General features: G+C 71.8%; 25 protein-coding genes. 8 read left to right on the top strand and 17 right to left on the bottom strand.

The window, feature by feature from the left end; translation table 11 throughout:
* Positions 1-559: DMT family transporter (locus CCR87_RS15490; protein WP_201158438.1), on the top strand; the 559-nt coding region annotated here is incomplete at its 5' end.
* Here the strand turns inward: CCR87_RS15490 and recO are convergent.
* Genes recO through CCR87_RS15465 form a run of 5 tightly spaced genes read right to left on the bottom strand, consistent with a single transcriptional unit; the run spans position 513 to position 5,543 of the window.
* Positions 513-1,277 (bottom strand): DNA repair protein RecO, encoded by a 765-nt coding sequence (gene recO / locus CCR87_RS15485; protein WP_201158437.1) that lies wholly within the window; start codon positions 1,275-1,277, stop codon positions 513-515. The genes CCR87_RS15490 and recO overlap by 47 nt on opposite strands.
* Before the next feature lie 40 nt (positions 1,278-1,317).
* Entirely contained in the window at positions 1,318-2,604 is a 1,287-nt protein-coding gene (glcF, locus tag CCR87_RS15480; protein WP_201158436.1) for a glycolate oxidase subunit GlcF, read from the bottom strand.
* A 10-nt stretch (positions 2,605-2,614) separates the two neighbouring features.
* Complete coding sequence (locus CCR87_RS15475) at positions 2,615-2,956, bottom strand: hypothetical protein (RefSeq protein WP_201158435.1); 342 nt, start codon at positions 2,954-2,956, stop codon at positions 2,615-2,617.
* A gap of 14 nt (positions 2,957-2,970) precedes the next feature.
* Positions 2,971-4,086 (bottom strand): FAD-binding protein, encoded by a 1,116-nt coding sequence (locus tag CCR87_RS15470; protein WP_201158442.1) that lies wholly within the window; start codon positions 4,084-4,086, stop codon positions 2,971-2,973.
* Positions 4,087-4,109: 23 nt separating this feature from the next.
* A complete protein-coding gene (locus CCR87_RS15465) occupies positions 4,110-5,543 on the bottom strand; it encodes an FAD-linked oxidase C-terminal domain-containing protein (RefSeq protein WP_201158434.1) in 1,434 nt (477 codons plus the stop codon).
* Between the two features lie 144 nt (positions 5,544-5,687).
* Between CCR87_RS15465 and CCR87_RS15460 the strand changes: the two genes are divergently transcribed.
* The 3 genes from CCR87_RS15460 to CCR87_RS15450 are packed head-to-tail and all read left to right on the top strand — an operon-like array spanning position 5,688 to position 7,142.
* Complete coding sequence (locus CCR87_RS15460) at positions 5,688-6,293, top strand: nicotinate-nucleotide adenylyltransferase (protein ID WP_274609788.1); 606 nt, start codon at positions 5,688-5,690, stop codon at positions 6,291-6,293.
* A 43-nt stretch (positions 6,294-6,336) separates the two neighbouring features.
* On the top strand, positions 6,337-6,870 hold the full coding sequence (locus tag CCR87_RS15455; protein ID WP_201158433.1) for a hypothetical protein: 534 nt from the start codon (positions 6,337-6,339) through the stop codon (positions 6,868-6,870).
* 44 nt (positions 6,871-6,914) lie between these two features.
* Complete coding sequence (locus tag CCR87_RS15450) at positions 6,915-7,142, top strand: sulfurtransferase TusA family protein (protein ID WP_201158432.1); 228 nt, start codon at positions 6,915-6,917, stop codon at positions 7,140-7,142.
* Positions 7,143-7,148: 6 nt separating this feature from the next.
* On the opposite strand, the gene mobA is transcribed toward CCR87_RS15450, so the two are convergent.
* Positions 7,149-7,751 carry a molybdenum cofactor guanylyltransferase MobA gene (gene mobA / locus CCR87_RS15445; RefSeq protein WP_201158431.1) on the bottom strand — a complete coding sequence of 201 codons (603 nt, stop codon included), beginning with the start codon at positions 7,749-7,751 and terminating at the stop codon, positions 7,149-7,151.
* Positions 7,752-7,759: 8 nt separating this feature from the next.
* The gene (locus tag CCR87_RS15440) at positions 7,760-8,518 is read right to left on the bottom strand and encodes a COQ9 family protein (RefSeq protein WP_201158440.1); all 759 of its coding nucleotides are present in this window, start codon (positions 8,516-8,518) and stop codon (positions 7,760-7,762) included.
* Positions 8,519-8,676: 158 nt separating this feature from the next.
* On the opposite strand from CCR87_RS15440, the gene rpsU reads away from it, so the two are divergent.
* Positions 8,677-8,883 (top strand): 30S ribosomal protein S21, encoded by a 207-nt coding sequence (gene rpsU, locus CCR87_RS15435; protein WP_201158430.1) that lies wholly within the window; start codon positions 8,677-8,679, stop codon positions 8,881-8,883.
* Positions 8,884-8,988: 105 nt separating this feature from the next.
* On the opposite strand, the gene CCR87_RS15430 is transcribed toward rpsU, so the two are convergent.
* Positions 8,989-10,095 carry a glycerophosphodiester phosphodiesterase family protein gene (locus CCR87_RS15430; protein ID WP_201158429.1) on the bottom strand — a complete coding sequence of 369 codons (1,107 nt, stop codon included), beginning with the start codon at positions 10,093-10,095 and terminating at the stop codon, positions 8,989-8,991.
* Between the two features lie 291 nt (positions 10,096-10,386).
* Between CCR87_RS15430 and lon the strand changes: the two genes are divergently transcribed.
* On the top strand, positions 10,387-12,786 hold the full coding sequence (gene lon / locus CCR87_RS15425; protein WP_201158428.1) for an endopeptidase La: 2,400 nt from the start codon (positions 10,387-10,389) through the stop codon (positions 12,784-12,786).
* Positions 12,787-13,157: 371 nt separating this feature from the next.
* Positions 13,158-14,762: an ABC transporter substrate-binding protein gene (locus CCR87_RS15420; RefSeq protein ID WP_201158427.1), complete on the top strand. Its 1,605-nt coding sequence runs from the start codon at positions 13,158-13,160 to the stop codon at positions 14,760-14,762.
* A 57-nt stretch (positions 14,763-14,819) separates the two neighbouring features.
* Here CCR87_RS15420 and trpA read toward each other — a convergent pair whose 3' ends face one another.
* Positions 14,820-15,632, bottom strand: coding sequence for a tryptophan synthase subunit alpha (gene trpA / locus CCR87_RS15415; protein ID WP_201158426.1), 813 nt, complete (start codon positions 15,630-15,632; stop codon positions 14,820-14,822).
* A 63-nt stretch (positions 15,633-15,695) separates the two neighbouring features.
* Positions 15,696-16,223 (bottom strand): GNAT family N-acetyltransferase, encoded by a 528-nt coding sequence (locus CCR87_RS15410; protein ID WP_201158425.1) that lies wholly within the window; start codon positions 16,221-16,223, stop codon positions 15,696-15,698.
* Positions 16,224-16,423: 200 nt separating this feature from the next.
* On the opposite strand from CCR87_RS15410, the gene ychF reads away from it, so the two are divergent.
* Complete coding sequence (ychF, locus tag CCR87_RS15405; RefSeq protein ID WP_201158424.1) at positions 16,424-17,521, top strand: redox-regulated ATPase YchF; 1,098 nt, start codon at positions 16,424-16,426, stop codon at positions 17,519-17,521.
* A 10-nt stretch (positions 17,522-17,531) separates the two neighbouring features.
* Here the strand turns inward: ychF and CCR87_RS15400 are convergent, their stop codons facing one another.
* The 7 genes from CCR87_RS15400 to CCR87_RS15370 all read right to left on the bottom strand — a co-directional run.
* Entirely contained in the window at positions 17,532-17,882 is a 351-nt protein-coding gene (locus CCR87_RS15400; protein ID WP_201158423.1) for a hypothetical protein, read from the bottom strand.
* Positions 17,883-18,075: 193 nt separating this feature from the next.
* The gene (recN, locus tag CCR87_RS15395; RefSeq protein ID WP_201158422.1) at positions 18,076-19,722 is read right to left on the bottom strand and encodes a DNA repair protein RecN; all 1,647 of its coding nucleotides are present in this window, start codon (positions 19,720-19,722) and stop codon (positions 18,076-18,078) included.
* A 32-nt stretch (positions 19,723-19,754) separates the two neighbouring features.
* Positions 19,755-20,606, bottom strand: a complete 852-nt coding sequence (locus CCR87_RS15390; RefSeq protein WP_201158421.1) for an outer membrane protein assembly factor BamD — start codon at positions 20,604-20,606, stop codon at positions 19,755-19,757.
* Between the two features lie 119 nt (positions 20,607-20,725).
* Positions 20,726-21,667, bottom strand: a complete 942-nt coding sequence (gene lpxC / locus CCR87_RS15385; protein WP_201158420.1) for a UDP-3-O-acyl-N-acetylglucosamine deacetylase — start codon at positions 21,665-21,667, stop codon at positions 20,726-20,728.
* Positions 21,668-21,969: 302 nt separating this feature from the next.
* The gene (ftsZ, locus tag CCR87_RS15380) at positions 21,970-23,778 is read right to left on the bottom strand and encodes a cell division protein FtsZ (RefSeq protein ID WP_201158419.1); all 1,809 of its coding nucleotides are present in this window, start codon (positions 23,776-23,778) and stop codon (positions 21,970-21,972) included.
* A 186-nt stretch (positions 23,779-23,964) separates the two neighbouring features.
* The gene (gene ftsA / locus CCR87_RS15375; RefSeq protein WP_201158418.1) at positions 23,965-25,299 is read right to left on the bottom strand and encodes a cell division protein FtsA; all 1,335 of its coding nucleotides are present in this window, start codon (positions 25,297-25,299) and stop codon (positions 23,965-23,967) included.
* Positions 25,296-26,232: cell division protein FtsQ/DivIB (locus tag CCR87_RS15370; protein WP_338048949.1), on the bottom strand; the 937-nt coding region annotated here is incomplete at its 5' end. The genes ftsA and CCR87_RS15370, both read right to left, overlap by 4 nt.

The raw sequence follows: 26,232 nt of genomic DNA, 5'->3' as shown, positions 1-26,232 counted from the left end.
CCTGTTTCTGGGCGAGAAGCTGGCGGCGCGGCGGATCCTTGCGGTGGTGGCGGGGCTGGTGGGGGCGATGATCATCCTGCGCCCGGGCTTCCGCGAGATCTCGCCGGGGCATCTGGCGATGCTGGGCACGGCGCTGTCGTTCGGGGTGTCGTATCTGATGGCCAAGCTGCTGTCGGAGCGATTCGACGCGGGCATGGTCGTGGCGATGCTGTCGGTGATGGTGACGGTGGGGCTGGCGCCGCTGGCGTGGTGGGTGTGGGTGCCGCCGACGCCGGTGCAGCTGGGCTGGCTGTTCGCCATCGCGGCCTTTGCCACGGCGGGGCATTACGCGATGACGCGGGCGTTCGCGGTGGCGCCGGTGACGGTCACCCAGCCGGTGACGTTCCTGCAACTGGTCTGGGCGACCCTGCTGGGCCTTCTGGTGTTCGGAGAGCCGATCGACGGCTGGGTGATCCTGGGCGGCGCGCTGATCCTGGGCGCGGTCAGCTTCATCACCTGGCGCGAGCATGTCCTCAAGCGCCGGGCACTGACCCCGCAGGCGGAGGCGACGAAGCTCTGACCCGCCGCGCCAGCGCCGCGACCAGCCGGTCGCGGGCCGGGGGCAGGGGGGCCGCGCCCTCGGGGGCGAAGTGGCGCTCCAGGAAATACCCCGTCAGCGCCAGACCGGTGAGCAGCTGCTCGCCCCGCGCCTCGGCCAGCCCGAGCAGGCAGGGCGGCAGCGGCAGCAGCCGGTCGGCCCAGTCGCCCGCCCCCGCCGCCGACACCGCCCGCCCCGTGCGCGGCGAGACGAACGCCAGCCCGGACCGCGTCCCCGTCACCGCGCAGCGCGACAGATCAAGGCCGTAGCCCATCTCGTCCAGCAGGCCCAGCTCCCAGCGCAGATAGGCCGCGGGCCAGTCCGGCACCCCCTCCAGCGCATCGAGCAGCGTGCGCGAGGCCGCCCACAGCCGCGGATGCGGCGCGCGGTCCGGCAGCACGTGGGCCAGCAGCGCGCACACCGCAGACAACCCCGCCAGCGCTGCACGGTCGCCCATCACCGCGCCTGCGCGCCCGCGTACCGGCTCCACCGCGAAGGTGCCGATCTGCCCCTCCAGCCGCGCGCGCCATGTCACGTCCAGCTCTGCGCCCGGTTGCAGCAGGGGGGCCATGCGCCGCCCCGCGCCGCCGCGCACAACGCCCGCGTGGCGGCCATGCGCCTCGGTGAAGACCTCGGCGATGGCGGCGGTCTCGCCATGTGGGCGGACCGCGATCAGCAGGGCTTGCGCGCGCCATTCCATGGGCGGGACCTAGGCCGATCCCGCCTCGGGGTCGAGCGGGTCAGCCCGCAAGCGCGCGCGGCTTTGGCCCGCCGGTGGCCCAGTCCAGCAGCTCGACCGTGTGGACCACCGGCACGCCGGTGCCGCTGCCGATCTGCATCATGCAGCCGATGTTGCCCGCGGCGATCACGTCGGGGGATTTCGCCTCCAGCGTGCGCACCTTGCGCGCCTTCAGCTGCCCCGAGATCTCCGGCTGCATCAGGTTGTAGGTCCCGGCCGAGCCGCAGCACAGATGCGCGTCGGCGGGCTCCACCACGGTGAAGCCTGCGCGTTTCAGCAGGGTCTTGGGCGTGGTCTTGATCTGCTGGCCATGCTGCAGCGAACAGGCCGAGTGATACGCCACCCGCAGGCCCCGGTCGGCGCCCTCGGGGATCTCCAGCCGCTCCAGCAGTTCCGACACGTCGCAGGCGAGAGCGGAGATCGCGGCCGCTTCCTCGGCCAGCGGATCGTTGCGGAAGATGTGGTCGTAGTCCTTGACCGTGGTGCCGCAGCCCGAGGTGTTGATGACCACCGCATCCAGTCCGCCGCCGCGGCGTTCCGCGCCCCAGGCGCGGATGTTGGCCGCGGCGAAGGCGTGGCTCTGGTCGACCTTGCCCATGTGGTGCGTCAGCGCCCCGCAGCAGCCCGCGCCGCGCGCCACCACGACCTCGCAGCCCAGCCGGGTCAGAAGGCGGATGGTGGCGTCGTTGATGTCGGTGTCCAGCACCTTCTGCGCACAGCCCGTCAGCAGGGCCACCCGCATCCGGCGCTCTCCTTGCGCGGGGAACACCTGCGGCGCGTCGTTGGGGCTGGGGGCGGGAAGGTGGCGCGGCGCCATCTCCAGCATCGCGCGCAGGCGCGCGTCGGGCATCAGCGCCTTGAGCGGGCGGGCGAGCTGCGCCGCGCGCAGCGCCATCCGGAACCGGCCGGGATAGGGCAGCACCTGCGCAAGCACCGCGCGCAGGGTGCGCTCGAACCACGGGCGCTTGTACGTCGCCTCGATGTGGGCCCGGGCGTGGTCCACCAGATGCATGTAGTGCACGCCGGACGGACAGGTGGTCATGCACGACAGGCACGACAGGCAGCGGTCGATGTGCTTGACGGTCTTCTCATCCGCCGGCCGGCCCGTCTCCAGCATGTCCTTGATGAGGTAGATCCGCCCGCGCGGGCTGTCGAGCTCGTCGCCCAGCACCTGGTAGGTGGGACAGGTCGCGGTGCAGAACCCGCAGTGCACGCAGGCGCGCAGCACCTCGTTGGAGCGCGCGGTGTCAGGGTCGCGCAGCTGTTCGGCGGTGAAGTTCGTCTGCATGCAGCCTCGCTCAGACCAGGGACAGGAAGATCAGGGCATAGAGCGCGGCCAGCCCGAGATAGACGCCGACAAAGACCGCCCGCGCGGTCATCACCTCGGTGAACCGCCCCAGATAGAGGTGATAGAGCATCCCCCCCGAGCCCGCCGCCAGCAGCCCCACGGCCAGGATCGCCAGCGCGCGGGGCGAAACCCCGGCCAGCGGCCCGCCCGCGACGATGGCGGCAAAGAAGACAACGGCGCCCGCAACCAGGACGCCCTGCCCGAGGGCGGTCCCGCGCTTGCGGTCGGACATCATCAGGAACCCGGTGAAGACGGCGATGGAAATGACGGCGGCAGGAAGAACCTGGAGCATCGGTCGGGGCTCGCTCAGGGGGCCATGAGGCCGGGGTTGAGGATGCCGCGGGGGTCGAACTTCGCCCGCAGCGCGGAAGCCAGCGCCGCCACCGGGGCGGGCTCGGGGGGGAAGGGTGCCAGCCGCGCCCGCGTCTCGGCGGTGGCGCGCACCAGCGTCGCGTGCCCCGGCAGGTCGCCCAGCCGGGCGCGCAGGTCGGTGCCCTCGGGCATGCGCAACCACACGAGACCCCCGCCCCAGTCGTACTGCACCGCGTCCGCCTGCGCGCGCGCGGCCACCAGCGGCCCGTCCGAGGGCTTCACCGACACCCGCCACACGTCGCCCGGCGTGCCATGGAACGTGGCCACGTCGCGGATCGCGGCCCAGCGCGCGGCGACCGCTGCGGGGGCGCGCTCCACCTCGGCCCGGCCGAAGGGGGCGAGCCGGTCCACCAGCCGCCCGGCGCGATAGGCAACCTGTGCCTCCAGCCCCTCCAGCCGCAGGAACGTGCCCGCGCCGGGCAGATGCGCCGCGCCCGACACCTCGAACGGCGAGGTCAGCGCCGACGCCATCGCCCGCACCGCCGTCGCATCGTCCAGATCGGCAAGCCGCAGCGTGGCCGCCGCCGCCGGTGCCGGCAGCAGCTTGAATCCGACCTCGGTCAGCACCCCCAGCGTGCCCCAGGAGCCCGCCAGCAGCTTGACCAGGTCATAGCCGGTGACGTTCTTCATCACCCGCCCGCCGTTCTTGACCACCGCTCCGGTGCCATCGACGAAGCGCACGCCGATCATGCTGTCGCGGCACGCGCCCGCCTGCACCCGCCGCGGACCCGAGGCATTGGCGGCCACCATGCCGCCCACGGTGGGGATGCCGTCGGTGCCGGTCAGGCCGCGGTGGTCCATCGGCTCGAACGGCAGGCGCTGGTTCTCGCTGGCCAGCAGCGCCTCGACCTCGGCCACCGGGGTGCCGGCGCCGACCACCAGCGTCAGCGCGCCGGGCTCATACAGGCGCACGCCCGACAGGGCGGCGGTCGACAGCGCCTCTCCGGCGACGGGGCGGCCCAGCGGGCGGGTGCCGCCGCCGCGGATCGCAAGCGCGCCATTGGCGCCGCGGATGGCCTCGGCCAGATCTGCTTCGCTCGTGGGCTGCATCACCGTGTCCTTCCGGGTGGGGGTCATGCAGCGCGGCGGCTGGCGCTGACGGCCAGCGGGAACACCTTGGCGGGGTTCAGCAGCCACTTGGGGTCAAAGGCGTCCTTGACGCGCATCTGCGCCTCCAGGTCCTCCGCCGCGTACTGATCGGTCATCAGGTCGCGCTTTTCCACGCCCACGCCATGTTCGCCCGACAGACAGCCCCCGACCTCCACGCACAGGCGCAGGATGTCGGCGCCCAGGTCCTCGGCCTTTTCCAGCTCGCCGGGCTGGTTGGCGTTGAACAGGATCAGCGGGTGCATGTTGCCGTCGCCGGCGTGGAAGACATTGGCGACCTCCAGCCCGTAGCCGCGCGCCAGATCGCCGATGCGGCGCAGCACGCCGGGCAATTCGCCGATGGGAATGGTGCCGTCCAGGCAGATGTAGTCGTTGATCTGTCCCATCGCGCCGAAGGCCGACTTGCGCCCCTTCCAGATCGCCGCCGATTCCTCGGCCGAGCCGCTTTCGCGCAGGGCCACGGGGTTGTGGCGCCGGGCGATGGCGGTGATGGCTTCCAGCTGCGCGTCGATCTCGGCGTCCGAGCCTTCGACCTCCACGATCAGCAGCGCCTCGCAGTCGGGGTATCCGGCGTGGGCGAACGCCTCGCAGGCGCGGATGCAGGGGCGGTCCATGAACTCGATCGCCACCGGCAGGATGCCCGCGCGGATGATGTCACCGACGCACTCGCCCGCCACCTCGGAGCTGTCGAACCCCATCAGGACCGGGCGCGCGCCCTCTGGCTTGGGCAGGATGCGCAGCGTGGCCTCGGTCACCACGCCCAGCTGCCCTTCGGAGCCGCAGATCACCCCCAGCAGGTCCAGCCCCGGCGCGTCCAGATGCGCGCCGCCCAGCGTGATCACCGTGCCGTCCATCAGCACCACCGTGGCGCCCAGCAGGTTGTTGGTGGTCACCCCGTATTTCAGGCAATGCGCGCCGCCGGAGTTCATCGCGATGTTGCCCGCTATGGCGCAGGCGAGCTGGCTGGACGGGTCGGGGGCATAGAAGAAGCCGTCCTCCTCCACCGCGCCGGTGACGGAAAGGTTCGTGCGCCCCGTCTCCACCCGGATGAAGCGGTTGTCGAGGTCGGTCTCCAGCACCTCGGTCATGCGCGCGACGCCCAGGATCACGCAATCGGCGGTCGGCAGCGCGCCGCCCGCCAGCGACGTGCCCGCCCCGCGCGGCACCACCGGCACGCCTTCGTCGTGGCAGAACCGCAGCACGGCCGCCACCTCGGAGGTGGAGCGCGGCAACACCACCGCCATCGGCGGGCAGCGGTAGGCCGTCAGCGCGTCGCACTCATAGGCGCGGGTTTCGGCCACATCGTCGATCACCGCGTCGCCCGGCAGGATCGCGCGCAGGCCCGCGACCAGACGCTCGCGGCGATTCAGCACGCGCACGTCGGCAATTGGCATCTCCATGATCGTCTCCCCCCTCCGACTGGTAAGGAAAGATAACCAGTTTGCAGCATAAAGCAAGCCCGACCGGCGGGCCGCGACCGATTGACAGCACCGCCGCCCCCCCGGACAAGGCATCCGGACGCAAGGGTGCAGACAGGGGACAGGATGCGCGGTGGGGCGGTGGCATATCCGGGCATGCGCGTGGGCCTTCTGGGCGGGTCGTTCGATCCGCCGCATGCGGGCCATGTCCACATCACGCGCGAGGCGCTCAAGCGGCTGGGGCTGGACCGTGTGTGGTGGCTCGTCAGCCCGGGCAACCCGTTGAAGCCGCATGGCCCGGCGCCGCTGGCCGACCGGATGGCGGCGGCGCGCGCGCTGATGGACCACCCCCGCGTGGTGATCAGCGATCTGGAGGCGCGGCTGGGCACGCGGCGCACCGCCGACACGCTGGCGGCGCTTCAGGCGCGCCATCCGGGCGTGCGGTTCGTGTGGCTGATGGGGGCGGACAACCTGGCCGGGTTGCACCGCTGGGGCCGCTGGCAGGAGATCGCGGCGCGGGTGCCGATGGCGGTGTTCGCGCGGCCCGGCGTGGGGGCGCGGGCGCTGTCGGCACCGGCGGCGCGACGGCTGGCGCCATGGCGGGTGGCTGTCCCGCGGGCACTGGCCGGGCGCCGGGCGCCGGGCTGGAGCTTCGTGCGCGTGCCGCTGCGCGCGATCTCGTCGAGCGAGCTGCGCGCGGCCGGTCGCTGGGGCGCACAGGCGCCACGGTGACGCCGCGCTTGCGTCTGCGCCGGAATCTGGCACTCTGTATGCCATGGTGTGCTCTCAGGACAGGCTCGAGTCGCTGGACGGAATCGCGCTGGTGCTCGATTCGCGGCTGACGGTGGTGGCCGGCGGCTGGGGCAACTGGGCGCGCTTCTGGCATGACAACGGCGGCGCGGCGCCGGCCCCGGCGGTGCTGGGGCGCGACCTGACGGCGGCGTTTTCGTGCGGGGCGTTGCGCAGCGGCTTTCGTGCGGCGCTGATGGCGGTGGCGCTGGGCGAACGTCCCGCGCTGCGGATGGGGTTTCGCTGCGACGGACCCGGGGTGCGCCGCGACATGCGCCTGACGGTGGCGCGCTGCGGGGCGGGGCGTCTGCTGTACCATTCGGTCACGCTGGCGGAGACGGCGTTGCCGCGTGCCCTGGACGTGGCGCCGGTGTCGTGCTGCGCGGTCTGTGGCGCGCTCGACCCGGCGGATCCCGGCGCGCTGGACTGGGTCGAGGGGCCGTCGGGACGCCCCCCTTTGCCGGCGTCCGACACGCTGTGCCCGCGGTGTGCGCTGGGCCTTGCGGCGCACGCCGCCTGAGGCGCGCGTTTACTCTCCGGTGGGTGCGCGCTATCTGCGCCGTCATGGGGTGGGATGACGAAGTGGACGCGGTGGGGCTGATCTGTCCGCTGCCTGTGCTGCGAGCGCGCAAGCGGCTGTTGGCGCTGGCGCCGGGGGCGGTGCTGCGGGTGCTGACCACCGACCCGGTCGCCGAAATCGACATCCCCCACTTCTGCACCGAGGCCGGCCACACCCTGCTGGACCGCCAGCCCGAGGGTGCGGCCACTGCCTGGCTGATCCGCCGGGGCTGAGGGCGCTCAGGCGCCCCGCGCCAGCGCGGCTTCGGCCTGTGCCAGATCTGCGGGGGTGTTGATGTTGAAAAACGCCCAATGGTCATCGAATCGGGTAATGGCTGCGCCATGGTCGCGCGCGAAGCCGCCGACCCGGCGCTGTCCCGCTGCCAGGGCTGCGCGCACCGCCCCGCGCAGGCGCACCGGCCACAGCCCGCAGGTCGGGTGCAGGCGCTCCGCCCCCTCGGCCGTGCAGGCCGCGATGGCGAAGCCGCCGCGATCAGCCGCCGTCAGCCGTGCCACCAGATCTTGCGGCAGGAATGGCGTGTCGGTCGGTGCCGTCACGACCGCCTCCAGCCCCAGGGCCGCGGCCTGCTCCAGCCCCGCCAGAACCCCTGCCAGCGGCCCGGGGCGCCCCGGCACCGGGTCGGGCAGCACCGCCATCCCAAGCGCCGCGAATCGTGCCGGATCGCCGTTCGCGCTCAGCCACAGCGCACCGCATTGCGGCCGCAGGCGCCCGGCCACATGCGCGGCCAGCGGACGACCCGCCAGCCCGCGCAGCGCCTTGTCGCCGCCGCCCAGCCGCGTGGCCAGCCCCCCCGCCAGGATCAGGCCCGGCGGCACGGGCATCGCCGCCCTCAGCGGCCGCTGTCGGGGGCGGCGCCGGGGCCGAAGTCGGGCGCGCGCATCCCCGGCAGGTCCACATCGGCGGGGCGCATCGGCGCGCGCACCTGCCCCAGCAGCCACAGCGGCCCGGCAAAGACGGTGCGGAACACGGCATTGCCGCCCACGGTGCCCTTGACCTTCTCGAAGCGCATCACGTCGTCGATGCGGCGATCGAGGAACTCCCATGTGGCCTGGTGGTTGGGGGTGGTGTCGCCCAGCCAGTAGAGCAGCGTGGAGGAATAGACCCCCGCCAGCGTCGCGCGCTTGGTGTACCAGTTCACGTCCTCGGCGGTGTCGCCCAGCGTGGTCCAGATCAGATCCGCCGTGCCCCAGATCGCGCGCGCGCCGTCGGCTGCGTACTGCGGCAGGGCAAACAGCGTGGCGCCCCGGCGCACGGCGTCCTTTTCCTCCACCACCTCCAGCCGCAGGCGGACGGCGGTGGCGATGCGGTCGCGCATGCGCATGGCGCCCAGCGCCTCGCGGTGCAGGCGGGCGACCATGCGGGCGTCGCCGCGCGCATGATACGCCAGCGCCAGATCGACGCCGCCGCGCGGGCAGGTGGCCCGCGCGAGCGCCGGATCGATCCCGGCGTCCTCGATGGCGGCGCGGAAGGTCGCGTCGGCCCAGCCGTCAAAGGGCACATGCGGCAATGCCGCCTCCAGAAGCGCCGCGCGCACCGCGTCGGGTCCGGTGGGGGTGTCGGTCTCGGTCGGGGTGGGTGTGTCCTGCATGGCCTCCTCGGTGGATTGGGGCTCGGTGGATTGTGGCTCGGTGGGTTGGGCCACGAATTTCAGCGGGGCGCGGTGTGGACAGGCCGGATCGGCTTTGCTATACGCCGCGCTCCTGCAGATGTATTGAAACTCTAGCTTGGAAAGGTGGTGAAAACCACATGCAGGTAAGCGTTCGCGACAACAATGTCGATCAGGCGCTGCGCGCGCTGAAGAAAAAGCTCCAGCGCGAGGGCGTGTTCCGCGAGATGAAGCTTCGGCAGCATTTCGAGAAACCGTCCGAGAAGCGCGCACGTGAGCGGGCCGAGGCGATCCGCCGGGCACGCAAGCTGGCGCGCAAGAAGGCCCAGCGCGAAGGGCTGCTCTGAGCCGAGCCACCGGCGCGGGGCCTGTCCCGCGCGGGTGTGACCGGTACGGAATGCGGGAACCCCCGGCCCCTCAGGGCTCGGGGGTTTGTGCTTTTGCGCGGTGCGTCAGTGTGCCGCGGCGCGCCGCCGGCGCAGGAACGCCAGCCCGCCCAGACCGCCCAGCAGCAGCAGCCCCGAGGCCGGCAGCGGGATCACCTGCGGCTGGTTCAGCGCGATGGTCTGCCGCGTCAGGTCCGGGAAATCGGTGAAGAACCCGTCCATCCCCCAGTCGATGAAGGGCTGCGTCAGGTCGATCGAGGCCTCCAGCGTGGTCGGCCGGAAGGTCCAGCCATGCACCTCCAGCCCGGCGTCATGTGCGGCGGCGATCCATTCGGCCGACAGCGCCTGGGCCGCGAAATTGCCGATGAACACGCCCAGCCCGTCGGCCCGCTCGCTGATCGTCGCGAGGTCGAAGAAGCTGTTGGTGCCGAACTCGAAGATCCCGAACACGCCGCCGCTGACGATCGCGCCGCCCAGTGCGACCTGGCGCATGTCGGTGCCCAGCTCGGCCTGGATGGCGCCGAGGTCGAGCAGCCCCTCGAAGCTGAAGGTCTGGATGTAGACCGGCTGCGCGGCCGAGGTGAAGCCGAACTCCCGCAGCTCCTCCACCAGCTTGCGGCTCAGCTCGGGGCGGTTGGGGGTCTTGGATTCGGGATAGATGCCGATGTCGGTGCCGTTGGCCGTGTTGTAGTCGGTCAGGAAGGTCAGCACCTCGCGAAAGGTGGGCACGCGCAGGGGGTTCTCGGCGCTGGGGGTGAAGCCGGGGAATTCGGTCTGCGCGGTCAGGCGCGGCTTGACCTCCAGCGACTGGATCTCGGCCAGGGTGAAGTCGCTGACCAGCCAGCCGCCGTTGCGGGGGGCAAAGACATCGGCGGCGTTCGTGGGCGGGTTGGTGTCGTTGTGCAGGGTGTTGTCGTGAAAGGCGACCAGATGCCCGTCGCTGGTCATCTGCAGGTCGGGCTCGATGATGTCGGCGCCCATGCGGATCGCCAGCTCATAGGCCGCCAGCGTATGCTCCGGCAGATAGCCGCTGGCGCCGCGGTGGGCGATCACGAGGGGCGCATTGCCGCTCAGCGTGCCGAAGCTGGCGGCGGCGGCGGGCCCGGCTATGGGCGCTCCGAGGGCAAGCAGGGCGGCAAGAAGGGCTGCGGGGCGCGCGCAGGGCTGCGGCATGGGATGTCTCCGTTCTGGATTGCGGGCCGGATGTCGGCCAGCCGGGTCTGACGGGCCACCATGACATCGCGGTAACGCGCCGGTGATTTTTCGGTGACCCCGGGCATCGCCGACGCGGCCGTGGCATGGCCCCGGGACGCGGCGGCATCGCCCCGCCATCCCCGCACGCCGTCGGAATTGCGCGCTTGAAAGGGGGTGGGCGCTGCCCCACCTTTGCGGCAACAGTCACGGGGACGACATGCGCCGCCCATCGCGGGGCCATGGCGTCCGCCACAAGTTCGAGGATGTCCGATGACCGACGCGCCGATCCACAGCCACCCCGTCCTGCCGTTGCGCGACATCGTCGTGTTCCCGCACATGATCGTACCGCTGTTCGTGGGCCGCGAGAAGTCGGTGCGCGCGCTGGAACAGGTGATGCAGTCCGACAGCCAGATCCTGCTGGCCAGCCAGCGCGACCCCGCCCAGGACGACCCCACCCCCGAGGACATCTTCGACGTGGGCGTGCTGGCCAATGTGCTGCAACTGCTCAAGCTGCCCGACGGGACCGTCAAGGTGCTGGTGGAGGGGCGCACACGGGTGCGCGTGACCGAGTTTCTGGAGACCGAGGCGTATTTCGAGGCCCACGCCGAAGCGCTGGAGGAAATCCCCGGCGAGGATGACACCGTCGCCGCCCTCACCCGCTCGGTGACCGAGGAGTTCGAGCGCTACGCCAAGATCCGCAAGAACATCCCCGAGGAGGCGCTGGCCGCCGTCGCCACCTCGCGCGAGGGCGCGAAGCTGGCGGATCTGGTGGCGGGCCATCTGGGCATCGACGTGGCGCGCAAGCAGGAACTTCTGGAAATGCTGGACGTCTCTGCCCGGCTGGAGCGCGTCTACGGCCTGATGCAGGGCGAGATGAGCGTCCTGCAGGTGGAGCGCAAGATCAAGACCCGGGTCAAGAGCCAGATGGAGCGGACCCAGCGGGAATATTACCTCAACGAGCAGATGAAGGCGATCCAGAAGGAGCTGGGCGAGGGCGAGGACGGCCAGTCCGAGCTGGCCGAGCTGGAGGCGCGCATCGAGGACACCCGGCTGTCGAAGGAGGCCCGCGACAAGGCGCTGGCGGAGCTCAAGAAGCTCAAGACCATGTCGCCGATGTCGGCCGAGGCGACGGTGGTGCGCAACTACCTCGACTGGATGCTGTCGATCCCGTGGAACAGGAAGAGCCGCGTGCGCAAGGACCTCGGCCACGCGCAGAAGGTCCTCGACGATGACCACTACAGCCTGGAGAAGGTCAAGGAGCGCATCGTCGAGTACCTCGCGGTGCAGGCGCGCAGTGCCAAGCTGCGCGGGCCGATCCTGTGCCTTGTCGGCCCTCCGGGGGTGGGCAAGACCTCGCTGGGTCGGTCGGTGGCCAAGGCGACGGGGCGGGAGTTCATCCGCATTTCCCTGGGCGGCGTGCGCGACGAGGCCGAGATCCGCGGCCACCGGCGCACCTACATCGGCTCCATGCCGGGCAAGATCATCCAGGCCATGAAGAAGGCCAAGACCAACAACCCGCTGATCCTGCTCGATGAGATCGACAAGATGGGCCAGGATTTCCGCGGCGATCCGGCGTCGGCCATGCTGGAGGTGCTCGACCCCGAGCAGAACGCCTCCTTCACCGACCACTATCTGGAGGTCGAATACGACCTGTCGAACGTGATGTTCCTGACCACGGCGAACTCCTACAACATGCCCGGCCCGCTGCTGGACCGGATGGAGATCATCCCGCTGTCGGGCTACACCGAGGACGAGAAGGCCGAGATCGCGCGCCGCCACCTGATCGCCAAGCAGATCAAGGGGCACGGGCTGAAGGCGGGCGAGTTCTCCATCACCGACGCCGCCCTGCAGGAGGTCATCCGCACCTACACCCGCGAGGCCGGGGTGCGGAACCTGGAGCGCGAGATCGCCAAGCTGGCGCGCAAGGCCGTGACCCGCATCATCCGCGGCGAGGAGAAGACCGTGGAGATCACGCCCGAGCGCCTGGAGGAATTCCTCGGCGTGAAGCGCTATCGCTATGGCCTGGCCGAGAAGGAGGACGCGGTGGGCGTGGTCACGGGGCTGGCCTATACCAGCGTCGGGGGCGATCTGCTGTCGATCGAGGCGCTGCGCCTGCCGGGCAAGGGCAAGATGAAGACCACCGGCAAGCTGGGCGAGGTGATGAAGGAATCGATCGACGCCGCGGCGTCCTTCGTGCGCTCCATCGCCCCCGAGATCGGGGTCGCGCCGCCGCGTTTCGACACCATGGACATCCACGTCCACGTCCCCGAGGGCGCGACGCCCAAGGACGGCCCCTCGGCCGGGGTGGCCATGGTCACGGCCATCGTGTCGGTCCTGACGGGCATCCCGGTGCGCAAGGACATCGCCATGACCGGCGAGGTGACGCTGCGCGGCAATGTCCTGCCGATCGGCGGGCTGAAGGAGAAGCTTCTGGCCGCGCTGCGCGGCGGCGTGCGGACGGTGCTGATCCCCGAGGAAAACGAAAAGGACCTCCGCGAGATCCCCGACAACGTCAAGCAGGGGATGGAGATCATCCCGGTTGGCCATGTCCGTGACGTGCTCGCGCATGCGCTGGTGCGCACCCCCGAGCCGGTGGAGTGGGACGAGGCCGCCGACGAGGCCGCCCGCGCCGCCCGCGCCAGCGGCGCCCAGAGCCTCGCCAAGCACTGAGGCAGGCGGGGCGCGGCACGACCCGCGCCCCCATGCCGCCTGAACCGTGCCGAACCGTGCCGCCCGAACCGGGCAGCACGGACGGCCCGGCTGCGCACCCGCGTCCCGGCTTGCTCGGCGGGCCGCTCCCGCGTGGTCGCACCCGGGCCTCGTCGGGGCCTGCGCGCCCGCCACTGGCGGGCCTCGTCCGTGCTGCGGGCTGGCCGCGCGTCGGTCCGGGTCCGGCCCGTCGGCGTCGCTTGACACCCCGCGAAAAGCTGGAGACTCTGCGCTCCGCGCGGGGAGGGTGGCGCGGACTGTCGCGGCCCTGCGGGCTGGCACAGCCGACCCTGTCACCCCCCCGGACAGACCAACGACAGGGAGACCACCCGATGACATTTCTTTCCACATTCGCCGGCCGCGCCCGCCGTGGCGCGCTGCTGGCAGGCACCGCGCTGGTGCTGGCGGCGGGCCATGCCGCCCCCGTCGACGCCGAGACCCTGCGCTGGGCGCGGGTCGGCGATGCGCTGACCCTCGATCCGCACTCGGCCAACGAGGGGCCGACCTCGACCCTGCTGCACCACATCTACGAGACGCTGGTGGACCGTGCGACCGACGGGTCGCTGTCGCCGCGCCTGGCGACCGAGTGGCGCATCCACCCCGAGGATGAGACCGTCTGGGTTCTGACCCTGCGCGAGGGCGTCACCTTCCACGACGGCAGCCCGCTGACGGCTGACGACGTGGTGTTCTCGCTCGACCGGGCGCGGGCGGACACGTCGGACTTCCGCGGCCTGCACGCGGCGGTGGCCGAGGTGACCGCCGAGGACGACCTGACGGTGCATGTGCGCATGTCCGGCCCCGCGCCGCTGTGGGTGCAGAACCTGACGAACACCTTCATCATGAACCGCGCCTGGGCCGAGGCCAACAACGTCCAGCAGCCCCAGGACTTTGCCGCCGGCGAGGAAAACTTTGCCGTGCGCAACACCAACGGCACCGGCCCCTATGTGCTGGTCTCGCGCGATCCCGAGGTGCGCACCGTCCTGCGCGTGAACGAGGATCACTGGGGCGACGCGCCCGTGATCACCGAGATCGTCTACACCCCCATCGCCGAGGCCGCGACCCGCGTGGCCGCCCTGCTGGCGGGCGATGTGGACTTTGTCCAGGACGTGCCGGTGCAGGACATCGCGCGGCTGGAGCAGACCGACGGCATCACCGTCACCACCGGCCCGGAAAACCGCAACATCTTCTTCGCCTACGACATGGGCTCGGAGGCGCTGCGCTCGGCCTCGGTCGAGGGCAACCCGTTTGCCGATCCGCTGGTGCGCGAGGCGATGGCGCTGGCGCTGGACCGCGACGCGATCCGCCAGGTGGTGATGCGGGGACAGTCGCTGCCGTCGGCCGCCCCCCTGCCGCCCTTCGTCAACGGCTGGACCGAGGAGATGGACGCGTACGGCCCCCCCGACATCGAACGCGCCCGCGCGCTGATGGCCGAGGCCGGGCTGGAGGACGGCTTCAGCGTCGATTTCCACTGCCCCAACGACCGCTACCTGAACGACGAGGCGATCTGCACCGCCTATGTCGGCATGCTGGGCCGCATCGGCATCAACGCCAATCTGGTGGCGCAGTCGCGCACGCTGCACTTCCCGATGATCCAGAACAACGAGGTGGATTTCTACCTGCTGGGCTGGGGCGTGCCGACCTTTGACAGCCAGTACGTGTTCGACTTCCTCGTGCACTCGACCGAAGGCGCGCGCGGCGGCTGGAACGGCTCGAACTACGCCAACCCGGAGGTGGACGCGCTGATCCAGGCGATGGCGACCGAAACCGACCTCGAGGCGCGCGACCAGATGATCGCGGATGTCTGGGAGATCGTGAACGGGGATCGGGTGTTCCTCAACGTGCACAACCAGCTGCTGGCCTATGCCACGCGCACCGGGGTCAACATCGAGGTCCACCCCGAGAACCAGCCGAACATGTGGGAAGCCACCCTCGACTGACATGAAGAACCCCCCGCGGCCACCAGAGTCGCGGGGGGCCTTCGGGCGCCGGGCGTATCAGCCCGCCGGGGCCCTTGCGCCCGCGGCGTGCACGCCGTCGGCCAGCGCGGCCACCGCCTCCAGCACCTGCGGCACCGGGCGCCCCTCGGCGATCAGCTTGACGATGGCCGAACCCACGACGCAGCCGTCGGCCACGGAGGCGATCTCGGTGGCGCCCTGCGGGGTGGAGATGCCGAAGCCCACCACCACCGGCAGGCCGCTCGCGGCCTTGATGCGGGCCACGTCCGGGGCCACGTCGGCCGCGCTGGCGGCGGCGGCGCCGGTGATCCCGGTGATCGAGACGTAATAGACAAAGCCGGAGGTGTTGCGCACCACGGCAGGCAACCGCCGGTCATCGGTGGTGGGCGTGGCCAGCCGGATGAAGTCGATGCCCACCGCGCGCGCGGGCAGGCACAGCTCCACGTCCTCCTCGGGGGGCAGGTCGACGACGATCAGCCCGTCGATGCCCGCCGCGCCCGCATCCGCGAGGAACCGGTCCACGCCGCGAGAATAGATCGGGTTGTAGTACCCCATCAGCACGATCGGCGTGTCGGTGTCGCCCTCTCGGAACCGCCGCACCATCTCCAGCGTGCGCTCCAGCGTCTGGCCGCCCGCAAGCGCGCGCTGGCCCGCGTACTGGATGGTGGGGCCATCGGCCATCGGATCGGTGAAGGGCATGCCCAGCTCGATCACGTCGACGCCCGCGCCGGGCAGGCCCCGCATCACCGCAAGCGAGGTCTCCATGTCCGGGTCGCCCGCCATGATGTAGGCGACGAACGCCTTCTGTCCCTCGGCCTGCAACCGCGCGAAGGTGGTTCCGATCCGGCTCATGCGCACTCCCCCTGACTTGTCCGCGCGGGTGTGCGCCACGCGGCGGCGAAAATCAATGGCGCGTCAGGCGTCGGGCCAGCCGTCCAGCGGCCGGATCAGATAGCGCACCATCCGCCCCGGCCGGGGCACCGCCTGTGCCAGTTCGCGAAACCCCAGCGCCGCGTGGAACGCGTCCGATTCGGGGTTGGGAGGCACGCGGTTGACCTCGCAGGTCATCGACGACAGACCGCGCGCCCGCGCCGCCGCCGCATAGGCCGCATAAAGCTGCCGCGCCACCCGCCGACGCTGGAACGCCGGGGCCACCACGATCCGGTCGACATAGGCAAAGCCCTTCGCATGGTCGCGGAACCAGTGGAAATTCGCGCTGTCGTGGTCGGCGTCCCCGTCGAAGCCCAGCAGAAACCCCGCCACACGGCTGTCGTCGTCCAGCAGCGCCTCGGCAAAGCTGGCGCGCGCGATCAGGGCATTGAGCCGCGCGGGGTCCAGCGGCGCGGTCCGGTCCTCCACCGCCTCGTTGAGGGCGAGGACCTCGGCCAGTACCGCCTCGGGGGCGTCTATGAGGCGCTGGCGGTGCAGTGCGGGGCCGCTCATCGCGGCGCCCGGCCGCAGCAGCGGGGGCGCGCGGTGATGGCCGCTGTGCGGCCGGGAACGATGTGGTGGCTGGGTCTGGGCATGCCTGTCCTCCGTGGTCCTGACCATTGCACCGCCAGCCCCCGAGTCCAAGCCCGGCTTGCACCGGCGCGCCGGGCTACCTATGAGCGGGGCGCGGCATCGCACGGGGGAGAACGCGCATGGGCTTTCGCATGGGGATCGTCGGGCTGCCGAATGTGGGCAAGTCGACGCTGTTCAACGCGCTCACGCGCACGGCCGCCGCGCAGGCCGCCAACTTTCCCTTCTGCACGATCGAGCCCAACGTGGGCGAGGTCGCGGTTCCCGACGCGCGGCTGGACCGTCTGGCGGTGCTGGCCAAATCCCGGTCGGTGGTGCCCACGCGGATGACCTTTGTCGACATCGCGGGTCTGGTGCGCGGTGCATCGCGGGGCGAGGGGCTGGGCAACCAGTTCCTGGCCAATATCCGCGAGGTCGACGCCATCGCCCATGTGCTGCGCTGCTTCGAGGATGGCGACGTCACCCATGTGGAGGGGCGAATCGACCCCGTGGCCGACGCCGAGACCATCGAGACCGAGCTGATGATCGCCGACATCGAGAGCATCGAGAAGCGCCTCGCGGGGCTGAGCCGCAAGCTGCGCGGCGGCGATACGGAGGCGGTGGCCCAGGACCGGCTGCTGCGCCAGGCGCTTGCGGCGCTGGAGGAGGGCCGCCCCGCCCGCACCGTCGCCGTGGCCGAGGAGGACGCGAAGACCTGGCGCATGCTGCAACTGCTGACCGCCAAGCCGGTGCTGTTCGTGTGCAACGTCGAGGAAAGCGCCGCCGCCGACGGCAACGCCCAGTCCGCCCGCGTGGCCGAGATGGCCGCCGCCCAGGGCGCCGGCGCCGTCGTGATCTCGGCCCAGATCGAGGAGGAGCTTGCGCAGCTCGCCCCGGAGGAGGCCGCCGAGTTCCTCGCCGATCTGGGGCTGGAGGAGGCGGGCCTCAACCGGCTGATCCGGGCGGGCTACGAGCTCCTGGGCCTGCGCACCTATTTCACCGTCGGTCCCAAGGAGGCGCGCGCCTGGACCATCCCCGCAGGCACCCTGGCGCCGCAGGCCGCCGGCGTGATCCACGGCGATTTCGAGCGCGGCTTCATCCGCGCCGAGACCATTGCCTATGACGATTTCGTCACCCTGGGCGGCGAGCAGCCCGCCAAGGAGGCGGGCCGCATGCGCGTGGAGGGCAAGGCCTACGAGGTCGCGGACGGCGACGTGCTGCACTTCCTGTCCAACACCTGACGCGTCCGCGTCACAGGGTCATGATCCGCGCCTCGGCGGTGTCATAGGTGTAGCTGCACCGCACGGTGACGTTCTGCCCGCCCCGGCCGATGTTCACGAACACGTTCTGGCCCACCGGCCGGCCGCCGAAGCCCATCACCTCGGACGCGTTGGAGACGCCGGTCACCTGCAACCCCTGCGCCTCGGCGCGGTCGAGGCAGGCGGCGGTGGCGCGCTGGGCGTCCGAGCTCATGCCCGCCGTGGGTGGTGCCGTGGGCGTGGGGTCCAGGATCGGCGGCAGCCCGGCCATGTTGCAGGCTCCGAGCAGCAGCCCGGCGCCCAGGGCAAGGCCCGCCCGGGCCGGTCGTGCAGAGAGGGTCATGGAGTGTCCTTTCCAGTCTTTCGGAGGGGGATCTTTCGGGCCCGCGCCTTTCGGGGTCCGGTTCCGGACCCCGGTTTCAGGGGGCTTGGCCGCCCGGAGGCCATGTCACCGGACGCGTCCCGCAGGGGCACAGGATCGGGGCGCACGGCCGCGAAGTAAAGGTGCGCCGGTCCGTGCGTCGATCACGTCGGCATCACCCCGCCAGCAGTGCGCGGGCGGCCGCGCGTGCGGCGTCGGTGATGGTGTCGCCCGCCAGCATGCGCGCGATCTCGTCGATGCGGGCATCGGTCCCGAGGGGGACGACCCGCGACAGGGTGCGGCCCGCGCGCTCGTGCTTTTCGACCCGCCAGTGATGGGTGCCTGCGGCGGCGACCTGCGGCGAATGCGTCACCACCAGCACCTGCCCGCCGCGCGCCAGCCGCGCCAGCCTGCGGCCCACCGCATCGGCGGTGGCGCCGCCGACGCCGCGGTCGATCTCGTCAAAGATCAGCGTGGCGCCGCCGCCACCGCTGAGACAGACCTTCAACGCCAGCAGAAACCGCGACAGCTCCCCGCCCGAGGCGATGCGGTCGATCGGTCCGGGCGGCTGGCCGGCCACGGTGGTGATCAGGAACTGTACCGCATCCGCCCCTTCGGGGCCGGGTGGGGCAGGGGCCACATCGGTGGTGAACACCGCCCGGTCCAGCTTCAGCGGCGCCAGCTCGGCCGCCATCGCCGTATCGAGGCGGGTGGCGGCAGCCCGGCGCGCGGCCCCCAGCGCTTCGGCCGCCTGCGCATGGTCGGCCTCGGCCTGCGCCAGATCGCCGCGCAGCGTGTCGATCTCGGCGCCGCTGCGATCCAGCGCCGCCAGCCGCGCCCGCAGATCGTCGGCCAGGCCCGCCAGCGCGTCGGCCAGGACGTTGTGCTTGCGCGCCAGCCCGCGCAGGGCGAACAGCCGCTCGGTCACGCGCTCCAGCTCCTGCGGGTCGACCTCCAGCGCATCGGCGCAGCGCGCGACCTCGGCCTGCGCCTCGCCCAGCTCCGCCAGCGCGCGCTGAAGCGCGTCGAGCGCGGGGTCGAGCCGCCCCTCCAGCGTCTCCGCCGCCCCCTCCAGCCATCGCAGCGCATCCAGCATGGCGCCCTCGGCCCCCTGGGCCGACAGCGCGGTACCGGCGCGGGCGATGTCCTCGCCGGTGCGCTCGGCGCCCTGGAGCAGGCGGCGGCGGGTGTCGAGGGCGGCATCCTCGCCGGGTTCGGGGGCGACGCGGTCCAGCTCCTCCACGGCGTGGCGCAGGAACTCCTCCTCGGCGCGGGCCTCCGCCAGGGCGGCCTCGGCGGCCTCCAGCCGGCGGCGGGCGGCGCTCTGGGCGGACCAGGCGGCTCGGGTCGCGGCCAGCGCGTCCTGCACCCCGGCAAAACTGTCGAGCAGCGCCCGGTGGCCGCGCGGGTTCAGCAGGCCGCGGTCGTCGTGCTGGCCGTGCAGCTCCACCAGCGTCTCCGACAGCGCCCGCAGCAGCTCGGCCGAGGCGCGGCGGTCGTTGACATAGGCCGTGCGCCGCCCCTCGGTCGACAGGGTCCGGCGCAGGACCACGCCGTCCTCGGCCGGGATTCCAGCCTCGGCCAGCAGGGCATGGGCGGGATGCGCGGGGGGCAGGTCGAACTCCGCCACCACCTCGCCGCTGTCGGCGCCGGCGCGCACCTGTCCCGCGCGCCCTTTCCAGCCCAGCACGAAGCCCAGCGAATCGAGCAGGATCGACTTGCCCGCCCCGGTTTCCCCGGTCAGCACGTTCAGGCCCGGCTGGAACGCAAGCTCCAGCCGGTCGATGATCAGCATGTCACGAATGTCGAGCGCGCGCAGCATTCCCGCCCCCCGGTGCGCCGCCTCCCGGGCGTTCAGAGCCAGTCGCCGCGCACCGCCTGGCGGTAGAGATCGCGCAGCCACCCCTCGCCCGCGGCATCGGGCGCAAGGCCCTGGCCAGTCAGCAGCCGGAAGCTGTCGTCATAGAACGGGTTGCCCTGGAAGTTGTGCCCCAGGATCGCCCCGGCGGTGCGCGCCTCCTCCGTCAGGCCCAGCGCGAGGTAACTTTCGACCAGCCGGTGCAGGGCCTCGGGGGTGTGGGTGGTGGTCTCGAAATCCTCCACCACCACGCGGAAGCGGTTGATCGCGGCGGCGTACTGGCGCTGGCGCAGATAGAATCGCCCGACCTCCATCTCCTTGCCCGCCAGATGGTCAAAGGCGAGGTCGAACTTCAGCACCGAGGAGCGCGCATATTCGCTGTCGGGGTGGCGTTCGATCACGTCGCGCAGCGCGCGCAATGCCTGAAAGGTCAGGCCCTGGTCACGGCCCACGTCCTCGATCTGGTCATAGAACGACAGCGCGATCAGGTATTGCGCCCAGGCCGCGTCCTCGTCGCCGGGATAGGTGTCGAGGAAGCGCTGCGCGACCGTGCGCGCCTCTTCGTAGTTGCGTTCGCGGTGCAGGGCATAGGCCTGCATCACCAGCGCGCGGCGGGCGAAACGCGAATAGGGATAAAGCCGCTCCACCTCCGAGAAATAGCGGATCGCATCGGTGGCCCGGCGGCTGGTCTCCAGCTCGAACTCGCCCCGGCGGAAGATCTCCTCGGCCGGGACCCCCTCCAGGTTCAGCGCATCGCCGCTGGATCCCGTGCCTCCGCACCCCGTCAGAAGCAGCCCCGCCAACGCCAGCGCCACCAGACCATGCCCTGCCGCACCGCGCCGTGCCATGTGCCCCAAACCTCGATCCTTGCCTGTTGTGCGGGCCGGCGGTCCGGTCCGAACCACCCCCGCCAAATCGCAGTAGCACAGTAGCTTGGGGCGCGCAAAACGGCAATCGCCCCCCCGGCTCAGGCGGTGGCGCGCATCCGTGCGGCGGCCGGACGATGCGCGGCGGCCGCCACGCAGCCCCCCGGCAGACGACGGGCCAGGGCGGCATCGACCTCCACCCACTCCCATGCATCGGGTGTGGCGTGCAGATGGGACACCAGCGCCGCCGTCAGCGCATGCCCGGCGCGCACACCGGTATAGAGGCCCAGGATCGGTGCCCCCGCCAGCGCAAGATCGCCCAGCGCATCCAGCATCTTGTGCCGCACGGCCTCGTCGGGGTGGCGCAGGCCGCCGGGGCTGAGGACGCGCGCGCCATCGACCACCACGGCGTTATGGAAGTTGCCCCCCAGCGCCAGCCCCTCGGCGCGCATCCGCTCCACATCGCCCAGACGGCAGAAGGTGCGGCTGTCGCTCAGAACCTCGGCGAAACGGTCGCCGCCGAGGTCCAGGCGCAGGGACTGACGGCCGATGGCCGCGTCTTCGAAGTCGATGGAGAACGCCATCGCGGCCCGGTCGGCCGGGTCGAGCCGCGCGACGGCGAGGCCGTGGCGCACCTCCACCGGGGCACGCATGCGGATCGCGCGCAGCGGCGCCCCGAGCCTGCGCAGGCCCACACCCTGCAGGCCATCGACAAAGGGCGCGGCGGAGCCGTCGAGGATCGGCACCTCGTCGCCATCGATGTCGATGCGGGCATTGGTCACGCCACAGCCCGCCAGCGCGGCCATCAGATGCTCGATGGTCGAGACGTCGTGCCCGGCCCCGTCGCTGATCCGCGTGCACAGCGGATAGGGCGCGACATGCGTCCACAACGCCGGGATCACCGCGCCGCCACCGGCCGCGTCGGTCCTGCGAAAGCGAATGCCATGCCCGGCCGGTGCCGGCCGGATCACGAGGGATGCGAGCCGGCCTCCGTGGAGGCCGATGCCGCCGAAGCGGACCGATCCTGCGAGAGTTGTCTGCACGCTACCCCTTTCCGGCGCGCTGCCCGTGCGCCTTGCCTGTTCTGCTGCCGCCCGATCCGGGTGTGCACGCTCCGTCCCTTCGGATCAGGTGGTGTGCGTGCCCCGTGCGCCCCTGACAGGTCTGCTGACGGCTCGTCCAACCTAGTCATGCGCCCGTCGTGCAACAATTCAATCTTTGCAACGCGCTGAAACATGGGGGTGCGGGAGCGGCGGGAACCTGCCGATGGGTGCGGCGGTACGGCGCCAAACGGCAACGGGGGCCGGGTATGACCCGGCCCCCGTCCGCCCGCCGTTGCGGGACTTCAGTTCGCCTGACGGCGCAGGAAGGCGGGGATCTCGATCCGCTCCTGCTCGGGATCGTGCTCCGGCGCGGGCTGGGGGGCACGGGCCTCGGCGCGGTACTCGGGCCGGTACTCCGGCCGGGGATCGACGCGCGGATCAAGCCGGGGGTCCTGGCGGGGTTCGACCCGGGCCTCGGGGCGCGGCATCGGCGCCCGGGACGGCGCCGGGGCGCGCGCGGGTTCGCTGGCCTGCCCCGTCATGCGGTTCAGCAACGAGTTGATGCCGAAGCGTGCCGTGCCCGCGCCCACACCGGCGCTGCGGGCGACAGGTGCGGCCGATCCCTCACGCCCTGCGGCGGTCGACGGGTGCGCGCGGTTCTGGCCGGGGCCGTTCTGGACCGCCTGGCGCAACCGGCCCAGCGCCTCGGGCGAGGCGGTTCCGGCCGGACGCGCGGCCGCGGCCTGACGGGCCGCTGCGGCCTGGCGGGCGGCCTCGGCGCGCTGGCGCGCGGCATAGGCGGGCGGCGGCAGACCCTCGTCGTCCTCGACCTCGGCCGGGGCATACCGGTCGGCGTCGCGCGTCGCGGGCGCCTGTTGCATGTCGTCGTGGCGGGCGCGGGGGGTGCCGTACCGGTCCTGGCTGGCCGCGGAGTGCGGCTCGTGGCGCGCGGGCTCCTGCCGGGGGGCTTCGTGATGCGCGTGGCGCGCCGGTTCGTGGCTGGCGGGCTGATGGCGTGCGGGGGGATCGAGGTGCTCGGCCACCTGTTCGGCGGGATGCTCGAACTCCTCGGGGCGGATGGACGCGGGCGGCTGCAGCGGCTCCGCCAGACGGCGGCGCGGCACCGGTGTGTCATGGGCCGAGGCGCTGGCCTCGATCCCGGTGGCGACGACCGACACGCGCATCACCCCTTCCATCGACGGGTCGAGGGTGGAGCCGACGATGATGTTGGCGTCCGCATCCACTTTCTCGCGGATGATGCTCGCGGCCTCGTCCAGCTCGAACAGGGTCAGGTCGTGGCCGCCGGTGATGTTGATCAGCACACCCTTGGCGCCGTTGAGGCTGATTTCGTCCAGCAGCGGGTTGGCGATGGCCTTCTCGGCGGCCTGGCGGGCGCGGTCCTCGCCTTCGGCCTCGCCGGTGCCCATCATGGCCTTGCCCATCTCGTCCATCACCGCGCGCACGTCGGCGAAGTCGAGGTTGATGAGGCCCGGGCGCACCATCAGGTCGGTCACGCCCTTGACGCCCTGATAGAGCACGTCGTCGGCCAGCGCGAAGGCCTCGGTGAACGTCGTCTTCTCGTTCGCCAGCCGGAACAGGTTCTGGTTGGGGATGATGATGAGGGTGTCGACGACCTTCTGCAGAAGCTCCACGCCCTCCTCGGCCTGGCGCATCCGCTTGGCGCCTTCGAACTGGAACGGCTTGGTGACCACGCCGACCGTCAGCACACCCAGTTCGCGCGCCGCCTGCGCGATGATCGGGGCCGCACCGGTGCCGGTGCCGCCGCCCATGCCGGCGGTGATGAAGCACATGTGCGCGCCGGCCAGGTGATCCACGATCTCCTCGATCGCTTCTTCCGCCGCGGCGGCGCCGACAGAGGGGCGCGCCCCGGCGCCCAACCCTTCGGTCACCTTGATACCGAGCTGGATGCGCGCGCGGGCGCGGGCCTGCTGCAGCGCCTGCGCGTCGGTGTTGGCCACGACGAATTCGACGCCTTCCAGCGCCTTGTCGATCATGTTGTTGACGGCATTGCCGCCGGCGCCACCGACACCGAACACGGTGATCCGCGGCGTCAGTTCCTCTTGCTCGGTCATGATCAGATTGAGTGCCATGCGTTTCCCGCCCGTTCTTGCCGCCTCTGGTCCCGGTGCGGCCGTTGCCGCCGCTGCCGGATGCTGCCCGTAACTTTATCTTCGTGATGCCATGGGGTCATTAAAAAACTTCTAAACTGTACCGAAATCTCGGGTGGCGCGCTGCCCCATCGGCGGTATTTCGCGTGCCCCCCCCGCATGTGGCGTCTACCAGTGCTCCCGGAACCATCGCAGGGCCCGCCGCAGCGATCGGGCGGGATATTGCGCCGTGGGTGCGTCGAAATCCCACCATTCGTCCTGCGGATGGGCCGCGAACAGGCACAGCCCCACCGTGCCCGAGAAATCCGGCCCCGTGGCCGCCTGCGGCAGCCCGCGCACCCGCAGCGGCCGACCCAGCCGCACCTGGCTGCCCAGGATGCGCGCGGCCAGCCCGTCGAGGCCGGGGATCTGGCTCGCGCCGCCCGTCAGCACGATGGACTGGCTGGGCAGATGCTCGAACCCGGCGGCGTCGAGGCGCGCGCGCACCTCCTCGAGGATCTCCTCGACCCGCGGGCGCATGATGCCGATCAGCTCGGTCCGGCTGACGGTGCGGCGGTCGCGCTCCCAGTCGCCGCTGTCGCCGCCGATCTCGATCATCTCGCGGTCGTCGACCCCGGTGGCGACCACGCCGCCGTAAAGGGTCTTGATCCGCTCGGCCACCGCCAGCGGCACCTGCAGCCCCTTGGCGATGTCCGAGGTGACATGCACGCCGCCCATGCGCACGCTGTCGGCATAGATCATGTGCTTCTTGATGAAGATCGACAGGCCCGTGGCGCCGCCGCCCATGTCGATGCAGGCCGCGCCCAGCTCCTGTTCGTCCTCCACCAGGCTGGACATCCCGGCGGCATAGGCCGAGGACGCCACCCCCGCCAGCTCCAGGTCGCAGCGCGAGATGCAGTGCACCAGGTTCGACAGCGCCCGCGCGTCCACCGTCAGCAGGTGCATGTCGCAGGCGAGCTGCCGACCCGTCTGGCCGCGCGGATCGCCCAGGCCGGTGCGGTCGTCGACGGCAAAGTTCACCGGCTGGGCGTGCAGCACCTCGCGCCCGTCGCCGAAGGGGGGCATCTCGCAGGCCGCCAGGACCCGGCCGATGTCGCCCTCGTCGACGGTGCCGTCCAGCGTGTCGACCGCGCCCGCCAGCCCGTAGCTGCGGGGCATGCCCCCGGCCATGCAGGCGATGACATGATCCACCCGTGTCTGCGCCATCTTCTGCGCGGCCTGAACGGCGGTGCGCACGGCGCGCTCGGTCTCCTGCATGGCGGCGATCTCGCCGAACTCCACCCCGCGGGCGCGGGTGGTGGCGGCGCCGATCACGCGGAATCCGGCCTGGCCGGCCATCGGGCCCACGGCCTCCTCCTCGCCGCCATGCGCGGCGGGCTCGAGGCGCAGGATCAAGCAGGCGATCTTGGTCGACCCGATGTCGAGCACCGCCACCACACCCCGTTGCAGCGCCGTGCGCCGCAGCCCCCGCATCGCCCGCTGCTTGCGGTAGAGATCGGTCATCGCATCGCCCCTCCTGCCGTTTGTCCGCCCTCGGATGCCGCCATCGCGGCCGCCGCCGCCCGAATGCGCCGCAACTCCGCCACCGCGGCGTCGGACATCCGCACGGTGGGACGGCCGGGCAGGCGCATGTCCACCTGCACCACGTCGCGCGACAGCAATTCCTGTGACTGGTCCTGCGCCAGCACGCGCTCCAGCGCGGCCACCGCGCCGGTCTCCGGCAGCAGGATGCGCCGGTCGCCCGTCAGCACGACATCCCAGCGCCGCTCGCCCACCCGCACCAGGCCGATGATGTCGCGCCACAGCGGGGCCGCCGCGGCCATCAGCGCCAGCGCCTCGGGCACCGCCGCGGCCGCCCCGCTGCCGCCCAGAAGCGGCAGGTCCGCGCGCCCCTCGCGCGCCAGCAGCCGCGCGGTGCGGTGGCCGTCGGCGTCCAGCAGCACGAGCCCGTCGCCGGTGCTCCAGACCGCGGCGGGGACGCGTTCGGTGACGCTGATCGCCAGCCGCCGGTCGATGCCCACCCGCAGATCGGCCCGCGCAACGGCGTCGAGGGTCTCGATCTCGGCGCGCAGCGCCTCCAGGTCCAGCCCGAACGAGCTGACGGGCCAGTCCTGCGGCGCCATCGCGCGCACCGCGACCTCCACCGTGGGCGAGGCGCCGCTGACGGCCAGGCCCGCGATCTGGAACTCCGGCCGTGTGGCAAGGCTTGACTGCACCCCCTCCCACTGCGCGCCGACCCAGGCGCGGCGGTCGGCGTCCGATGCCAGCGCCCCGACCACCATCACCAGAAGCCACGCCGGCAGGCCCACGCGCACCAGAACCCGCACCATCGGGCGCAGCCACAGCCGGTGCAGCCTGTAGGCGATGCGGCTGGGGGCGGGATCGACGGCGGTGGCGGCGCTGCGCGGGCTGCGGCGGGCGAACACGCGGCGCAGC

Origin of the sequence: Rhodobaculum claviforme (genome assembly GCF_016653255.1) — a bacterium.
Classification (GTDB): domain Bacteria; phylum Pseudomonadota; class Alphaproteobacteria; order Rhodobacterales; family Rhodobacteraceae; genus Rhodobaculum; species Rhodobaculum claviforme.
This window is presented reverse-complemented; position numbering and strand designations above follow the sequence as displayed.